Annotated in this window: 15 protein-coding genes; 13 read left to right on the top strand and 2 right to left on the bottom strand. The window is 42.3% G+C overall.

The window, feature by feature from the left end:
- Positions 1-5 precede the first annotated feature (5 nt).
- Positions 6-920: a peptide chain release factor N(5)-glutamine methyltransferase gene (prmC, locus tag SNE25_RS21735; RefSeq protein ID WP_321561109.1), complete on the bottom strand. Its 915-nt coding sequence runs from the start codon at positions 918-920 to the stop codon at positions 6-8.
- Between the two features lie 33 nt (positions 921-953).
- Here prmC and ribD point away from each other — a divergent pair, with 33 nt between their 5' ends.
- The 6 genes from ribD to SNE25_RS21705 all read left to right on the top strand — a co-directional run bounded on the left by ribD (position 954) and on the right by SNE25_RS21705 (position 7,833).
- Complete coding sequence (gene ribD / locus SNE25_RS21730; RefSeq protein ID WP_321561108.1) at positions 954-2,009, top strand: bifunctional diaminohydroxyphosphoribosylaminopyrimidine deaminase/5-amino-6-(5-phosphoribosylamino)uracil reductase RibD; 1,056 nt, start codon at positions 954-956, stop codon at positions 2,007-2,009.
- Positions 2,009-2,887 (top strand): EamA family transporter, encoded by an 879-nt coding sequence (locus SNE25_RS21725; protein WP_321561107.1) that lies wholly within the window; start codon positions 2,009-2,011, stop codon positions 2,885-2,887. Before ribD ends, SNE25_RS21725 begins: the two co-directional genes overlap by 1 nt.
- A 9-nt stretch (positions 2,888-2,896) precedes the next feature.
- Complete coding sequence (locus SNE25_RS21720; RefSeq protein ID WP_321561106.1) at positions 2,897-3,511, top strand: IMPACT family protein; 615 nt, start codon at positions 2,897-2,899, stop codon at positions 3,509-3,511.
- A gap of 70 nt (positions 3,512-3,581) precedes the next feature.
- Positions 3,582-4,937, top strand: coding sequence for a magnesium transporter (gene mgtE, locus SNE25_RS21715; protein ID WP_321561105.1), 1,356 nt, complete (start codon positions 3,582-3,584; stop codon positions 4,935-4,937).
- Positions 4,938-5,241: 304 nt separating this feature from the next.
- Positions 5,242-6,243: a biotin synthase BioB gene (gene bioB / locus SNE25_RS21710; protein ID WP_321561104.1), complete on the top strand. Its 1,002-nt coding sequence runs from the start codon at positions 5,242-5,244 to the stop codon at positions 6,241-6,243.
- Positions 6,244-6,534: 291 nt separating this feature from the next.
- Positions 6,535-7,833 carry an IS110 family RNA-guided transposase gene (locus SNE25_RS21705; RefSeq protein WP_321561103.1) on the top strand — a complete coding sequence of 433 codons (1,299 nt, stop codon included), beginning with the start codon at positions 6,535-6,537 and terminating at the stop codon, positions 7,831-7,833.
- Positions 7,834-7,931: 98 nt separating this feature from the next.
- Here the strand turns inward: SNE25_RS21705 and SNE25_RS21700 are convergent, their stop codons facing one another.
- Positions 7,932-8,423, bottom strand: coding sequence for a YajQ family cyclic di-GMP-binding protein (locus tag SNE25_RS21700; protein ID WP_321561102.1), 492 nt, complete (start codon positions 8,421-8,423; stop codon positions 7,932-7,934).
- Positions 8,424-8,714: 291 nt separating this feature from the next.
- Here SNE25_RS21700 and ppk1 point away from each other — a divergent pair, with 291 nt between their 5' ends.
- The 7 genes from ppk1 to SNE25_RS21665 all read left to right on the top strand — a co-directional run bounded on the left by ppk1 (position 8,715) and on the right by SNE25_RS21665 (position 16,418).
- Positions 8,715-10,760 carry a polyphosphate kinase 1 gene (gene ppk1, locus SNE25_RS21695; protein WP_321561101.1) on the top strand — a complete coding sequence of 682 codons (2,046 nt, stop codon included), beginning with the start codon at positions 8,715-8,717 and terminating at the stop codon, positions 10,758-10,760.
- 1 nt (position 10,761) lies between these two features.
- Positions 10,762-11,640: a Ppx/GppA phosphatase family protein gene (locus SNE25_RS21690; protein WP_321561100.1), complete on the top strand. Its 879-nt coding sequence runs from the start codon at positions 10,762-10,764 to the stop codon at positions 11,638-11,640.
- Positions 11,641-11,814: 174 nt separating this feature from the next.
- A complete protein-coding gene (locus SNE25_RS21685; RefSeq protein ID WP_321561099.1) occupies positions 11,815-12,378 on the top strand; it encodes a UbiX family flavin prenyltransferase in 564 nt (187 codons plus the stop codon).
- Positions 12,379-12,661: 283 nt separating this feature from the next.
- Complete coding sequence (gene mtaB, locus SNE25_RS21680; protein ID WP_321561098.1) at positions 12,662-13,981, top strand: tRNA (N(6)-L-threonylcarbamoyladenosine(37)-C(2))-methylthiotransferase MtaB; 1,320 nt, start codon at positions 12,662-12,664, stop codon at positions 13,979-13,981.
- A gap of 29 nt (positions 13,982-14,010) precedes the next feature.
- Complete coding sequence (locus SNE25_RS21675) at positions 14,011-15,180, top strand: prolipoprotein diacylglyceryl transferase (protein WP_321561097.1); 1,170 nt, start codon at positions 14,011-14,013, stop codon at positions 15,178-15,180.
- On the top strand, positions 15,173-15,661 hold the full coding sequence (locus SNE25_RS21670) for a GtrA family protein (protein ID WP_321561096.1): 489 nt from the start codon (positions 15,173-15,175) through the stop codon (positions 15,659-15,661). The genes SNE25_RS21675 and SNE25_RS21670 overlap by 8 nt, the downstream gene beginning before the upstream one ends.
- Entirely contained in the window at positions 15,627-16,418 is a 792-nt protein-coding gene (locus SNE25_RS21665) for an inositol monophosphatase family protein (RefSeq protein WP_321561095.1), read from the top strand. The genes SNE25_RS21670 and SNE25_RS21665 overlap by 35 nt, the downstream gene beginning before the upstream one ends.
- The last annotated feature ends 78 nt before the right edge of the window (positions 16,419-16,496 follow it).

Below are 16,496 nucleotides of genomic sequence, written 5' to 3'. Positions count from 1 at the left end.
GTTATCTATGGTCTTTGAGCTTTAATCATACGGTCCCGGCCGCTCATGTCTTTTCTTACCATTACATCCCTAAACCCCCTGGTATTTAACATCTCCATTGTTTCATTGCCAAAATTTTCATTGATCTCAAAAAACAACAGGCCGCCAGGTACCAGGTTCAGCAAAGCGAAGTCGGTAATGGCTTTATAAAACACAAGCGGGTCATGCTCAGGAACAAACAGGGCTGTATGCGGCTCGAAATCAGTCACGTTGCTGTGCATTTGCTTTTTATCGTCTAATGTAACGTAAGGCGGGTTGCTTACAATGATGTTGTAAATGGAGAGTTTTGAGTTTTGAGTTTTGAGTTGTGGATCTAAAATATCGACATTTATAAAATTTACATCAACTTCATTCAATTCAGCATTTGCCTTAGCGGTTTGCAATGCGCTTTCAGAAATATCAATAGCCGAAACCCGGGCACCAGGCAAGTTCTTCTTCAAACTGATGGCTATACAACCGCTGCCGGTACCAATATCAAGAATGTTGTTTTCAGCTTGTTTCCCAAACCTTTCGCCTTTCGCCTTTTGCCTTTCGTCTTCCTTTTGCCTTTCGCCTAAAGAATAAAGTATCCACTCAACCAATTCTTCTGTCTCGGGCCGGGGAATAAGCACGGATGAGTTTACCAAAAAGGGCAGTCCGTAAAATTCAGTCCGTCCTAAAATATACTGGATAGGCTCACCGGTTTGCAGTCTGTTGAGGGTGTCCTTTAATTTTAAAGCCTGATCGTTATTAAGCTCCTTTTCCGGAAATGCTTTAATGTATGCTTTTGATAAATTGCTTATTTCGCTGATGGCCAGTAGGGTGATGGCTTCTACCTCGTTGGCTTCATAAACTTTGTTCAGTAGTTTGTAATCTTCAAAAACATCCTTAATGGTAATCATGCAACAAAGTAACATAAAAGCTACTTTTGCAGCATGGTTAAACATGAAAAATATATGCAGCGCTGTATTGAGCTTGCTCAGTTGGGTGCCGGGCAGGTAAGCCCAAACCCGATGGTGGGCGCAGTGGTAGTGCATGATGGCAGGATAATAGGTGAGGGCTATCATCAGCAGTATGGCCAGGCGCATGCCGAAGTGAACGCCATAAACCAGGTTATCAGCAAATTTGATAACGCTGCCGAACTGTTAAAGCAGGCTGCAATATATGTTTCGTTAGAGCCCTGTGCACACTATGGTAAAACACCGCCCTGTGCCGATCTCATCATCAAGCACCAGATACCTTTAGTGGTTGTAGGTTGCCGCGACCCGTTTGAGCAGGTTGATGGCAAAGGCATCGAGAAACTAAAAGCTGCTGGCATTGAGGTAATTACCGGGGTATTGGAAGAGGAATGCCAATGGCTCAACCGCCGGTTTTTTACCCGTGTGCAAAAACACAGGCCATATATTATATTAAAATGGGCGCAAACCAACGATGGCTTTTTTGCCCCCGCTGATGGCAGCCAGCTTTGGATTACCGGGGAACAATCGCGCAGGCTGGTGCATAAATGGCGCAGCGAAGAGGACGCCATACTGGTTGGCAAAAACACTGCAGCTATTGATAATCCGCAATTAAATGTACGATATTGGGAAGGCAAATCCCCCCGGAGGGTTGTGATTGACAGACGTTTGGAGTTAAATAAAGACTTAAATATATTTGATCAATCGGTTGAAACACTTATATTTAATGAGGTAAAGTTTGATGTGGACGGTAAAAACAGGTACATAGCCCTGGAAGACTTTGACCGCTACGTACCCCAATATATTTTATACCAGTTATATCTTCAAGACATACAATCCGTTATTATTGAAGGCGGAGCCCGCACCCTGCAAGCTTTTATTGAAGCAAACCTTTGGGACGAGGCCCGAGTTTTTACAGGAAAAAATGTTTTAGAAAAGGGTATAAAAGCCCCACAAATAACAGGTATAATTGCCGAAGAAATTCCGTCGGGCGATGACCGCCTGCAAATTGTATATAACAAGCCAATTATATAATGCTATATGTTTTTTTAAGTATTTGCTGCAGTGTTGTAGTTTCTGTTTTGCTGAAACTGGCCAAGCGTTACCATATTGATATTTTTCAGGCCATTACCTGGAATTACTCTATGGCTATATTGCTTACGTGGGTTTTCTTCAGGCCTCAGCTCACCAATCTTAATGATGCGCCTGTTTATAATTACCTTGCACTTGGCATACTGTTTCCGTTGCTATTTGTAATTATGGCTGTATCAGTAAGAGTGGCGGGTATAGTACGTACTGATGTAGCCCAGCGCCTGTCGTTGTTTATTCCCATTTTGGCAGCGTTCTTTTTATTTGATGAATCAAAAGATCTGATCAAGATTATCGGTGTGGCGCTGGCGTTTGTTGCAATTATATGCTCTGTCCAGTGGCAAAACGCGGCCCGCAGCCGTGTTGCAAGAAACTCATGGGTTTATTTGCTGGCGGTGTTTTTGGGTTTCGGCGTTATAGATGTGCTTTTAAAACAAATAACCAGGGTTAGCAATGTGCCATTTACGGCGGCTATCTTTGTGATTTTTATACTGGCTTTCGTGCTGTGCATGATTACGCTGATATACCAGATAGTTACCAAGAAAACAAAATTCTCCTGGCCGCATATCCTTATCGGCTGGATATTGGGTGTAGCTAACTTTGGTAACATACTGTTTTATTTAAAGGCCCACCAAAAGCTGGCCGATAGTCCGTCGGCGGTATTCTCGTCTATGAACATTGGGGTAATTATAGTAGGGACATTTATCGGGGTGTTTATATTTAAAGAGAAATTAAGTACGCTTAATAAAGTAGGCATTGCGGTGGCTGTATTGGCCATAGTTGTCATATACTTTCCGAAAACGTTTGGATTCCTTCATTTTTAATCTGTTTTAATGCTTTTCGACGATACTTACAGAACTATTGAAAAACCAACCGAAAGCATATTTCGAGACCGCGGCAGCAAATTCCTCGGGTATGCTTATCCCATAAACTCTGAAAATGATATCAAGGCTATTATAGCCAGGCTAAAGGCAGAACACCCCAAGGCCAATCATCATTGCTGGGCCATGCGTTTAAGTATTGACCGTTCAGTATTTAGGGTTAATGATGATGGCGAACCTTCTGGCACAGCAGGCCGGCCGATACTTAACACATTACTCTCCAGCGATTTAACCAATATCCTGGTAGTTGTAGTGCGTTATTTTGGCGGTACACTATTGGGTGTCCCCGGTTTAATTAACGCCTATAAAGCGGCTACAGAGGAAGCTCTTAACCAGGCAGCTGTTATCAGTAAAACAGTTAACGATATTTATACTATCACATTTGATTACCTGCAAATGAACGATGTAATGCGCATCGTAAAGGACGATAACCTCGTCATTTTGCATCAGCAGTTTGATAATAGCTGTACAATACAGGTATCTGTCCGCAAAACCCAGGTAGAACAAACCATCATGAAAATGAACAAGGTGGACGGCGTTAGCGTTAAATATGATTATAGTTTATAATCGTTTATAATAGGTTAATAATGCCTTTTTAATTCCATATTTGCGGCATAAATCATTATTTTAGTCGGGTATGCAATCTTTTGAAATAAATAAAACCGACCTGCTCCGTATAAAAACTGCACTTGAGGGCGATGATGCTGAGTTAGAGAAAGTTCTGCAGGGGTATCACGCCTCTGAGATTGCCATATTGTTTGAAAAACTTCCGCAGGAAGCCAAAGAACGCATCATCAATATCCTGCCTACCGATGTCGCGTCTGAAGTGATTTCTGAAATGGCAGAGGAGCATCACCCCGAAGAATTGCTGGTGAACTTGCATCCCGAAAAACGTTCGGAGATTGTTGAAGAGCTTGACTATGATGACGCGACCGATATTATTTCGCAGCTTGACGAAGAACAGCAGCATGAAATATTAAAGGACATTGACCAGGAGGATGCCAGCAGTATCCGTGCACTTTTGAGCTATGATGAAGATACTGCGGGTGGTTTGATGAACTCCGACATTATTAAGGTTAACATCAATCTTAATAAAAAAGGAGCGTTAGATGAGATCATCCACCAGTCTGAAGAGATGGAGGAGCTTTATACCATTTATGTAGTTGATGACCTCGACACACTGATGGGCATACTATCTATAAAAACGGTTATCAAGGCAAGGGCCGATGCCCGGGTGAACGACCTGGTGCAAACCAATTTTGTATACGTAAAGGCCGATGTTGACCAGGAAGAAGTTGCCCGGTTAATATCCCAGTACAACCTCACCAGTATCCCGGTGGTGAATGATGATATGAAGCTGTTGGGCCGGGTTACAGTAGATGACATCATCGACGTAATGGAGGAGGAGAACACCGAGGATATATTGAAAATATCAGGTGTATCTGAAGATGAGGAACTGAGCGGTAACTGGCAGGATGCGGTAAAAAGCCGTTTACCCTGGCTGGTGATCAATTTGGGCACGGCGTTTTTAGCGGCATCCATCATCCGTAATTTCGACTCCACTGTAGCCAAGCTTTCCATTATTTCGGCTTATATGACTATCATTGCCGGCATGGGCGGAAACGCTGCTACACAGGCCCTGGCTGTAACTGTAAGGCGTATATCGCTAAGCGACCTTACCGATAAGCAGGCTTACAATACCGTGCTGAAAGAGTTTTTGGTAGGTATGATTAACGGAGGCGCCAATGGTTTGATAGTTTTTATAGTCGCTTTTTTTTATGATGCTAACCCCATGCTGGGTTTGGTGTTGTTTTTAGCAATGACCGGCAACCTCATCATCGCGGGATTAACCGGCGCGTCTATCCCATTAATATTAAAACGGATCGGGGTTGACCCGGCTGTGGCATCGTCTATAATTATTACCACCTTTACAGATTGTATTGGGTTTTTACTACCGCTTTGGCTGGCGACAAAGCTGTTGCTGCATCAATGATAAGAGTAGCGCGGTATTGGCTCACCCGGTAATCGCTGCGCTCGACCACTCTCTACGGTTTCGCCGCAAAGAGAGTGGGAGGATTAAAATAAATAAAAACGCGTCATTGAGGTACGAAGCAATGACGCGTTTCGAGATTTACAACCCTCTTTGCGCCGCAGGCGGAGAGAGGGCCGCCCAGCGGAGCGCAGGCGGGGTGAGTCTACTCCGATATGCTAAACTTCGCCCCAAAACAGCATTTTGAATTGCACTCTTTTGCAATCAAGGTTTTATTATAAATTTGAACCATCAAAATTAGAACAGAATGACTGAGGTAAGATACAACTGGACGAAAGAAGAAATAGCTGAAATATATCATACACCACTGCTTGATCTTGTTTACAAGGCGGCAACCATACACCGTGAAAATAAGGATTATGCCGAAGTGCAGATCAGTTCGCTGATCTCCATAAAAACCGGTGGCTGCTCTGAAGACTGTGCGTATTGTCCGCAAGCTGCCCGTTACAACACCGGTGTTAATGTGCATGCCATGATGCCTAAAGACGAGGTTATTGCCGCGGCTGAAAAGGCAAAGGCAGGTGGCGCTTCAAGGTTGTGTATGGGTGCAGCATGGCGCGAAGTACGTGATAACCGCGATTTTGACAAGGTAATTGATATGGTTAAAGCGGTTAATGAGCTTGATATGGAAGTTTGTTGCACACTGGGCATGCTTACCGAGGGCCAGGCGCAACGTTTGGCCGATGCAGGGCTGTATGCTTATAACCACAATCTTGATACCTCAGAAGAAGACTATAAGCGTATTATCACCACCCGTACGTACGATGAACGCCTTAAAACACTGGAGCATGTGCGTAAGGCAAAAATTACAGTATGCAGCGGTGGTATTATCGGTTTAGGCGAAACAGTAGAAGATCGCATTTCTATGCTTAAAACGCTGTCAAATCTGCCTAAACACCCGGAATCGGTGCCAATTAACGCGCTGGTACCTGTGCAGGGAACCCCGCTGGCCGATCAGCCAAGAGTATCTGTTTGGGATATGGTGCGCATGATTGCTACCACCCGTATCATTATGCCAAAAACCGTAGTGCGTTTATCAGCCGGCCGCACCGAAATGAGTGTGGTAGAACAGGCATTCTGCTTTATGGCAGGGGCTAATTCCATCTTCGCAGGTGAAAAATTGCTTACCACACCAAACCCATCATTTGATACCGATATGGCTATGTTTGAATTGCTGGGACTATCACCGCGCAAGGCTTTCAAAAATGGTCGCCCTAATGAAGTTAAAGAAGTTGAAGTAGCGGGGTAAAACCTATTTAAAATATCAAAATAAAAGAGACACATTACATGCGTCTCTTTTTGTATGGCTGTCATGCTGAGTGATTAAATCCTTGGCCTCTGAAGGAGAAATGACATAGCTTTGCTGAGCCGTGCAGTGTGTCCGATCAAGTTATAGTGCTTATTGCCTGTTGCTGAGTATGGTTCTGAAGCATAGAGTCTGAAGGTATGGTACGATCCTTACAAGAGTGATTTGTCCGATGGGTAGCCTGTCTTTTCTTTAAACTCCTTCAGGCACGGCTTCTTAAAAAAGGATATAAGGATGAAAAAGATGCATTTTCATGCAGCGGGCATAGATATAGGCGCCCGTAAGCTATTCGTGGGGCTTGAAGGTCAGCCGGTTCGTTCGTTTGAAACTTTCACCAGTGATCTGGAATCACTTAAGCATTATTTATTGGAGCATAAAGTAAGTACGGTAGCCATGGAAGCGACAGGAGTTTACTGGTATGTGCTTTATGATATTCTTTTGGATGCGGGATTAGATGTGTGGCTTGTTGACGGTCGGCAGACACGGCAGTTACCAGGCAGAAAAACAGATGTAAAGGATTGCCAGTGGATACAGCAGTTGCATAGCTATGGTTTACTGAACCGCTGTTATGTTTCAGAGGGGCATATCAAAGAATTGCGTAGTTATCAGCGTCTTCGGGAGGATCACCTTCGGAGTGCGGCCATGCATGTTCAACACATGCAGAAGGCACTGATAGAAATGAATATCCGTTTGCCGGAGGTATTAAGCCAGGTCCATGGAGTAAGCGGCATGGCGTTGATCGATGCGATACTGCAGGGTGAGCGTGATCCTGCTAAGTTGTTTTCACTGTGCCATAAAAAGATCAGGGAGAATAAAGGAGAAGAACTATTGAAGGCCTTGCAGGGCCATTATACAGCCCAGGGGCTTTTTGCCTTGGGTCAGGCCTATAAGGGCTATGGTTTTTATCAGGGTCAGATACAGGAATGCGACAGTCAGATTGATAGTGTTTTACAGCGGATCAACAGGGACAAGAGCCTACCGCCGGGAATAAGCGGCGGGAAACGCAAAGCGATCCGTCACAACAAACCTAATATCGATAATCTGGGGGATCACTTGTTGAAAATATTTGATGGTAAAGACGCGACCAAACTCCCGGGTATTACAGATTACAACTGGTTACAGTTATACACAGAGGTAGGTTCGGATCTTAGCCGATGGCCAAGTGAAAAACATTTCACCAGTTGGCTTGGTTTATCGCCGGGGCATGACCGTTCAGGAAAGAAAAACAAAAGTAAAAGCAAGGGTAAGCCGACCGTTGGGCAAATATTCAAACAGATGGCCCATGGATTATTGAACAGCAAGTATATCGGCTGGGGTTCATTTGCAAGAAGATTAAGGGGTAGAAAAGGCCCCGCGATAGCTATTAAAGCTACAGCCAGAAAACTGGCTGCTCAATACTGGCGTTTAATCGTAAAAGGCGCCGACTTTGTAGAGAAGGGCCTTCACTCGTATGAGAACATTCTTAAAGAACAGAAACAAAGGCGATTAGAAAGACTCGCCCTTGAATTAAATATGGAACTTGTGCCTGCTTAAATTATTATGTCATGGGTAGCTTGTCGAAGCATAGGAAACAGGCCTTTCCGTGCAATCCTTCGACAAGCTCCATGACAGACCCTTTATTATGCGGTATGTTAATCCCTCATATTAATATACTGCAGCGGCTGGCCAAAGTCTTCGCTGCGGCAAAGGGCAATCACAGCTTGCAGGTCGTCAATCTTTTTACCCTGAACACGTACCTGGTCGTCCATAATAGAAGCCTGTACTTTGAGGCCGCTATCTTTTATCTTTTTAACTATTTTTTTGGCAGCTTCTTTATCAACGCCTTCCTTAATTTTTATTTCCTTGCGTATCATATTGCCAGATGCATATTGCTCCTTGCCATCATCCAGTGCTTTGGGGTCAAGGTGCTGTTTTACCATACGGCTGATAATGGAGTCCTGAATAGCCTTTAAACGCATGTCGTTTTCGGTAACAATGGTAATCAGGTTGGTTTTTTTATCCAGGTCAATAGTGCTTTTGGAGTCGTTAAAGTCGTACCGGTTCAGTATTTCCTTTTTTGCAGTATTGATAGCATTGTCAAGGGTTTGCCCGTCTATCTTGCTTACTATATCAAATGTTGGCATAAGTAAATGAGTTTATAATGTTTACAAAACTAATGTATTAGAAACAGAGTTCATAGCATAACGTTCATGGATCATAGTATATGGTTCATAGGTTATGATTGATGCACGGCTATATACACTATATTTTGGTCTATGAACCATGAACTACCAATATCAATAATGATCCATGAACTATCCGTATATTGTAATAATTAATGGTGAATAAAAACTGTATAAATACCAATGAGTTAATATTAAGTTAACAAATAAATAAGCAGTTTTGTAAAAGTGAGCCCGAGCCGGCCAATATATATGGATAAACAGGTCCCCTTAATAAACAGAGAGATTAGTTGGTTATATTTTAACGACAGAGTTTTACAGGAAGCTGCCGACCCAACTGTTCCGCTAATTGAACGGGTGCGTTTTTTGGCTATATTTTCATCCAACCTGGATGAGTTTTATCGTGTAAGAGTAGCAACGCTAAGTCGTTTGGCCGCCCTGAACGAAAAATCAAAGGAGATACTGGGATACAACCCCAAAAAGATCCTGAACCAAATAAAAAATATAGTAGTAAGGCAGGAGCGTAAGTTCAATAACCTGTACGAGAATATCATTGTTAAGCAGCTTGCCGAAGAGAAGATATTTTTGCTAAACGATAAGCAGCTAAACGTAACACGTGGGGCGTTTGTTAAAAGCTATTTCAGGGAAAAGCTTTTGGCAACCCTGGTGCCTATTATGCTCGACGACACGCTGCCTTTGCCGGAGCTGCGCGACCGCGCCATTTACTTTTTTGTAAAGCTCACCAAAAATAATAAATCCAGGTTCGCGCTTATTGAATTTCCCGACAACCTGTCGCGGTTCATCGTACTGCCCGAAACCAATAACCTGAAGTTTATTATCTTGCTTGACGATATTATCCGGTACAGTTTGGAAGATATATTCTTCATTTTTAATCACGACAGTATCGAAGCTTATTCCCTGCAGCTTACCCGCGACGCGGAGCTTGACCTGGACAAGGAGGTGAGCGATAAGTTTATTGATTCATTAGCCAAAAGTTTGCAAAAGCGGAAAAAAGGTAAACCTATGCGTTTGCTTTATGATACCGATATGCCTATGGATATGCTAAAGTACCTGGTAAACAAGATGGGCTTGCATGGCGAAAGCCTTATCCCCGGCAACAGGTATCATAATTTCAAGAATTTTATATCGTTCCCTAACGTTGGCCGGGCCGAACTGGAGTATAGCAAATACGCTGCATTGCCTGTTGACGATCTTTCGTTTGGTAAAAGTTTAATTGGCCTGATAGCTAAGCGCGATTATATGGTAAGTACGCCATACCAGTCGTTTGATTATGTGATCCATTTTTTACGCGAAGCCGCTATCGATCCCAAAGTAAGAGAAATCAGTATTGCGGTTTACCGGCTTGCCGAAAATTCAATGGTGATACACGCACTCATCAACGCCGCTAAAAACGGCAAAAAAGTAAACTGCCTGGTTGAGTTGAGGGCGCGTTTCGACGAGCAAAATAATATTTTCTGGAGCAACAGGCTGGAGGAAGAGGGGGTAAACGTGCTATATGGTGTTGCTGGCTACAAAGTGCACTCTAAAATATGTTTGGTTACCCGTATCGAAAAACGTCAGCAGGTACATTATGCCTGCCTATCTACCGGTAATTTTAACGAGAAAACCGCCAAAATATACGCCGATCATACATTGTTTACAGCAAATAAAAAGATCACCGATGATTTGGTAGTTGTTTTTAAGGCGCTGTATAAAAACACGCTGCCTAAAGGTTTAAAAAACCTTATTGTATCGCCAATTGATTCAAGGCCGGCCATTTACAGGCTTATTGATAACGAAATTAAGAATGCGAAAGCAGGCAAAGAGGCTTATATGATACTGAAGATGAACAGCCTTGCCGATGAAAGCCTGATCACTAAATTATACCAGGCCAGCAACGCCGGTGTTAAAATAAAAATGATTGTAAGGGGGATGTGCTGTCTTATACCCGGCGAAAAAGGCTTTAGTGAAAATATTGAGGTAATAAGTATAGTTGACAAATACCTGGAGCATGCCAGGGTACATATTTATTGTAACGGAGGTAACGAATTGCTGTATCTTACCTCGGCTGATTTTATGACCCGCAATATTGATAACCGTATTGAGGTTGGTTTTCCGGTATATGACGAACAATTACGTAAGGAAATAAAAGACATTATCGATATACAGCTACAGGATAATACCAAGGCCCGCGAAATAAATGGCCTTAATAGCAATAAGTATCACAAAACTAATTCCGCCGAATCGCACCGTGCGCAAATAGAAATATATAACTACCTGAAAACTAAAACTAAATAAATTGAGATACGCGGCTATAGATATAGGTTCAAATGCGGTAAGGCTCCTTATTGCTGATATTATTGAGAACAACGGTTCGGTTTCCTTTAAAAAAAATACGCTGATCAGGGTGCCGTTGCGCCTGGGCGACGATGCGTTTATTCAACATCACATTTCCGAAAGAAAAACCAACGATCTTGTAAAATCAATGCAGGCTTTCCGCAACCTGATGGATGTTTATAAAGTGACCGATTACCTGGCTTATGCTACATCGGCCATGCGCGAAGCAACAAATGGGCAGGAGGTAGTTAAACTGATAAAGGAAGAAGCCGGGATTGACCTGGAAATCATTCATGGCTCAAAGGAGGCAAAAGTTATTTACGCGAGCCATGTAGATCAAAACATTGATAAAAGCAAAAATTACCTCTATATTGATGTAGGCGGCGGCAGCACAGAGCTTTCTCTTTTTTTAGCCGGCGAGTTGATGGCTTCTAAATCTTTCAACGTAGGCACCATCAGGATACTCGACAACCAGGATACGGAAGAAACCTGGAACGAAATGAAAGACTTTATACGCGAGCATACCCGCGGGTTTAAACAACTGGCCGGGATAGGTACCGGTGGAAATATCAACAAATTATACAAACTGTCTGAAGAGGAGAACGATGCTCCGCTGGCATTTGCCAAATTACGGTCATTATACACCTACCTTACCTCATTTTCATTGAAAGACCGTATAAATGTGCTGGGTTTAAACCAGGACCGTGCCGACGTAATCATCCCCGCATGCGAAATATATCTTACAGTTATGAAAAATGCAGGTATTAAATACATATATGTGCCCCGTGTAGGTATGGTAGACGGTATTATTCAAACATTAATAGAGAAAAATTCACAATAATATAACGTAAAATTATTTTTACAAATTTGTTTAATAATTGAAAAACTGTTATTACATTTGTATTGCCCTCTCAAGGGCATGTTTTTCATAGGTAGATGTAGGGTCGGGTACAAGTTATTCGACCCTTTTTTGTGCCCGTAACTTTTGCCTGTTTGGGTTGTTGGAGAAGTAATCATGAAGAAGAAAATTGTAGTTGCAATTACGGGTGCCAGCGGTGCTATTTATGCCAATCTGTTATTAAAAACACTAAACCGGTTACAAGATCAGATAGCCGAAGTGGCCGTTGTAATGTCAGACAATGCCAAAGATGTTTGGCGGTTTGAGCTTGATAATGAAGATTTTAATAATTACGATTATAAATTCTACGCCAAAAATGATTTCATGGCGCCTTTTGCGTCCGGCTCAGCCAGGTTTGATACTATGGTGATCGTACCTTGCTCCATGGGTACCCTGGGCCGCATAGCCGGCGGCATATCTGACGACCTGATAATCCGCGCCGCCGACGTTATACTAAAAGAACGCCGTAAACTGATACTGGTAGCGCGAGACACGCCGCTCAATCTGATCCACATCCGCAACATGGAAACCGTGACCGCGGCCGGAGGTATTATTTGTCCGGCTATACCATCATACTATAGCAAACCCAAAACCATAGAAGAACTGGCCATGACCGTAGTGAACCGTGTGATTGACCTGATAGGGTTGGAGCATGAAAGCTACCGCTGGAACGAAGAGTAAAATATAGATTAGAGACGCATTTCGCGTCTTTTTTGTTTATACTTTTTTAAGTTCGGAAAAAGCTTTTTAAAAGTGTTAAAATGAAAATTTTTTGATCGGTTTTTTAATTTTTGTGCTCGATTTGTACCGGTTTTGAGTGCAATAAAGTCTGTTTTTTGTTAAAATAAAACTTTAAAAAGTTTCGGCGGGAAGTTCTTGCTTATAGTTAAAATGAAGAGATTGTCACAATTCAATAACCCATTAAATCCATAAATCTAAAATTGTTATCTTTGCGCCCTTAAAGATGAATAAGAAAGTCGCTTTTTATACGCTGGGCTGTAAGCTTAATTATTCGGAGACCTCATCTATTGGTCGCCTGTTTAACCAGGCGGGTTATGATACGGTGGAGTTTACCAATACCCCCGATGTTTTTGTGATCAATACCTGTTCAGTTACCGAAAACGCGGATAAAAAGTGCAAAAAGATTGTAAAAGAGGCGCTTAAAATATCGCCGAATGCCTACGTTACCATAGTAGGTTGTTATGCACAACTAAAACCACAGGAGATAGCCGAGATTCCGGGTGTTGACATGGTTTTAGGAGCTGCCGAAAAGTTCCAGATCATTGATCATATTACCGATCTTGCTAAAAAACCGAAGGCCGTAGTTTATAATCAGCCTGTTTCTGAGGCAAATGAGTTTGTTCCGGCCTATTCCTTTGGCGATCGCACCCGCACCTTTTTAAAAGTTCAGGATGGTTGCGATTATTCCTGTACGTTTTGTACCATACCCCTGGCACGTGGCAGCAGCCGCAGCGATACCATTGAAAATGTACTGGAACAGGCTAAGCAAATTGCAGCCTCAGGAGTAAAAGAAATTGTATTAACAGGTGTTAATCTGGGCGATTTTGGCATCAGGAATGGCAAGCGTGAAGATAAATTCTTTGACCTGGTTAAAGCTCTTGACGAAGTGGAAGGCATTGATCGTTTCAGGATATCATCAATAGAACCCAACCTGCTTACCGACGAAATTATTGCGTTTGTGGCTGGTTCTAAACGTTTTGTGCCGCATTTTCATATTCCGCTACAGTCAGGTTCCGATAAAATATTAGGTTTAATGCGCCGTCGTTATAAACGCGATTTGTACGTTAACCGTGTGGCCAAGATAAAAGAGCTCATGCCCGATTGCTGTATCGGTGTTGATGTTATAGTAGGCTTCCCCGGTGAAACAAGAGAAGATTTTATAGAAACCTATAATTTCTTAAACGACCTGAACGTTTCATACCTGCACGTATTTACCTACTCGGAAAGGGAAAATACACTGGCCAGCCAGATGACCGGCGCGGTTCCGGGTTCGGCCCGCGGCGAGAGGAGCAAAATGCTGCATATCCTGTCTGATAAGAAACGCAGGGCATTTTATGAAGGCCAGTTAAATAAAGCCGAAGTGGTGTTATTTGAAGGGGATATTAAAGATGGCTTTATGCATGGGTTTACACGTAATTATGTGAAAGTAAGAACCAAGTATGACCCGGTTTTGATCAACGAGCTAAAAACGGTGCACTTAACAAATATTTCACCTGATGGTGACGTCGAAATAACAGAAAGCGAAGAAATATTAGTTCATTAAAACATTATATTCGCTTCAAACTATAACCTATGTTTCCAACTATAACATCGCTTCTGCAATATCTTTTTGGTATAAATATCCCTTTACCTATACAAACATTCGGTTTTTTTGTGGCAATAGCCTTTATGGGGGCCTATTGGGCGTTTGCGCAGGAGTTTAAGCGGAAAGAGAAGTTAGGTATAATACATCCCTTTAAAAAAACGGTAACTGTTGGTAATCCAGCTTCAGTAAATGAGCTGGTTGGCAATGGTATTTTCGGCTTTGTTTTGGGCTATAAACTTGTTGATTGCGCACTGAATTATCATGCGCTTTTAGATAGTCCACAGGATTTTTTGTTATCCCTGCGCGGCAACTGGATAGGCGGCATTATAGGTGCCATAGCTATAGCCTACTGGGCTTATCATGAGGGCGAAAAACAAAAACAAGCCAAACCAGTCACTAAAGAAGTAACTGTGCACCCGCACGAACTGATGGGTAATATTTTGCTATGGGCAGCCGTATTTGGTTTCGCCGGTGCTAAATTATTTAATGCATTGGAGAACTGGGGCGAGTTTATGAAAGATCCGGTGGGGATGCTGATAGGCTTTAGCGGACTAACTTTTTATGGTGGTTTAATTTGTGGCGGCGGGGCTGTACTTTATATAGCCAATAAGCATGGCATTAAACCGCTTGATATGCTTGATATTGGCGGCCCTGGTATGATGCTGGCTTATGCACTTGGTCGTATTGGCTGCCAAATGTCGGGCGACGGAGATTGGGGAATAACCAATACCGCTCCAAAACCGGGATGGTTAAGCTGGGCGCCTGATTGGATGTGGGCCTTTAAATTTCCTCATAATGTAAATGACGAAGGTGTCGCTATACCAAACTGCGTTGGTAAATTTTGCCATGAATTGCAATACCCGGTTTTTCCTACTTCTTTTTATGAGCTTGTGGTTTGTTTGCTGTTGTTCTGGTTATTATGGAGTATCCGTGACCGTATTAAAGGAGCCGGTATAATGTTTGGTGTTTACATGATATTAGCCGGTGTTGAACGTTTCTTTATTGAATTGATACGCGTAAATACAAAATACCATGTTGCTGGCATTAGCTTTACCCAGGCCGAGTTTATTTCGTTATTAATGGTTGTTGGCGGAACTGTTTTAATTGTGAACGGACTTAACAGGAACAAAAAAACAGCAAGCTTACAGCATGGTTAATAAAAAAGTACAAAACAATAAACTGTTAAATAACCACATGGTTAGGTTCCTGATATCTGCCGGAGCTGGTTTTTTAGTTGATGTATCTGCTTATTATCTTTTTTATCATAATCTTTTAACAAAGCCAACCTATCAGATATTTTCTTTAACAATGCGTAACTCTACCGCATCGTTAGCTCTTTCCTTTAGTATGGGGGTGGTGGTTAATTTTCTGATGACCCGGTATATTGTTTTCACCGAATCAACCCTGTCACCCTATAAACAATTTCTGCGTTTTACTTCAGTGGCGATAGTTGGTTTTTTTGCAAATCTGGCTATAATTAAAATACTTATACAATATTTTGGTATATATCCTCCTGTAGCTCGGATAGGGGCTATATTAAGTTTGTTTTTCGCAAGCTATTTTATACATAAGGTGTTTTCATTTAAGTTAGCATTACGAAGCTATGGAACTCATAAAAATAACGAGTCAGGTAACTGAGGTCGCAAAACAAACAGGCGACTTTATCAGGCAGGAACGGAAAACTTTTGATCCTGATAAAATAGAATACAAAGGACTGAACGACCTGGTATCTTACGTAGATAAAACAGCCGAAAAAAGAATTGTTGAAGGACTCCGTAAAATACTGCCGGAAGCGGGCTTTATTACCGAAGAAAAAACAACCACAACGGTAGGTGAAAGGTACAACTGGATTATTGACCCGCTGGATGGTACTACTAATTTTATACATGGCGTACCTTCATTTTCTGTAAGTATAGCGCTTAAAGAATATAACGAGCTGGTATCTGGCGTGGTTTATGAAATAAATCTCGATGAGTGCTTTTATGCCTCGAAAGACACGCCCGCATATTTAAATGGCCGTGAAATCAGGGTAAGCAAAAATCAGAAGGTGGCCGACAGTTTGCTGGCTACGGGTTTTCCTTACTATGATTTTGGCAAGCAGGCAGTCTATATTGAACTATTTGCCGATTTGATGAAAAGTTGCCACGGTCTCAGGCGTTTAGGTTCTGCCGCTGTTGACCTGGTTTATACAGCATGCGGCAGGTTCGACGCTTTTTATGAGTATAACTTAAATGCCTGGGATGTAGCCGCAGGAATTGTTATTGTAAAACAAGCAGGCGGGCAGGTAGTTAATTTTAAAGGCGGAGATGAAGTGTTGGAAACAAGAGAACTGTTGGCAACTAACGGTAGTATAACTGAGGAACTACTTACTACTATACAGAAATATTTCAGGTAGGCACTAATGCCACGAATTTATTCGAATGGCACTAGTTTAAAAAGGCCTTAATTTATTCATATTGAATAAATTAAGGCC

Origin of the sequence: Mucilaginibacter sabulilitoris (assembly GCF_034262375.1) — a bacterium.
In the GTDB taxonomy this organism is placed as follows: domain Bacteria; phylum Bacteroidota; class Bacteroidia; order Sphingobacteriales; family Sphingobacteriaceae; genus Mucilaginibacter; species Mucilaginibacter sabulilitoris.
Note: the sequence above shows the minus strand (reverse complement) of the source record. Positions and strands in the feature narration are given on the sequence as shown.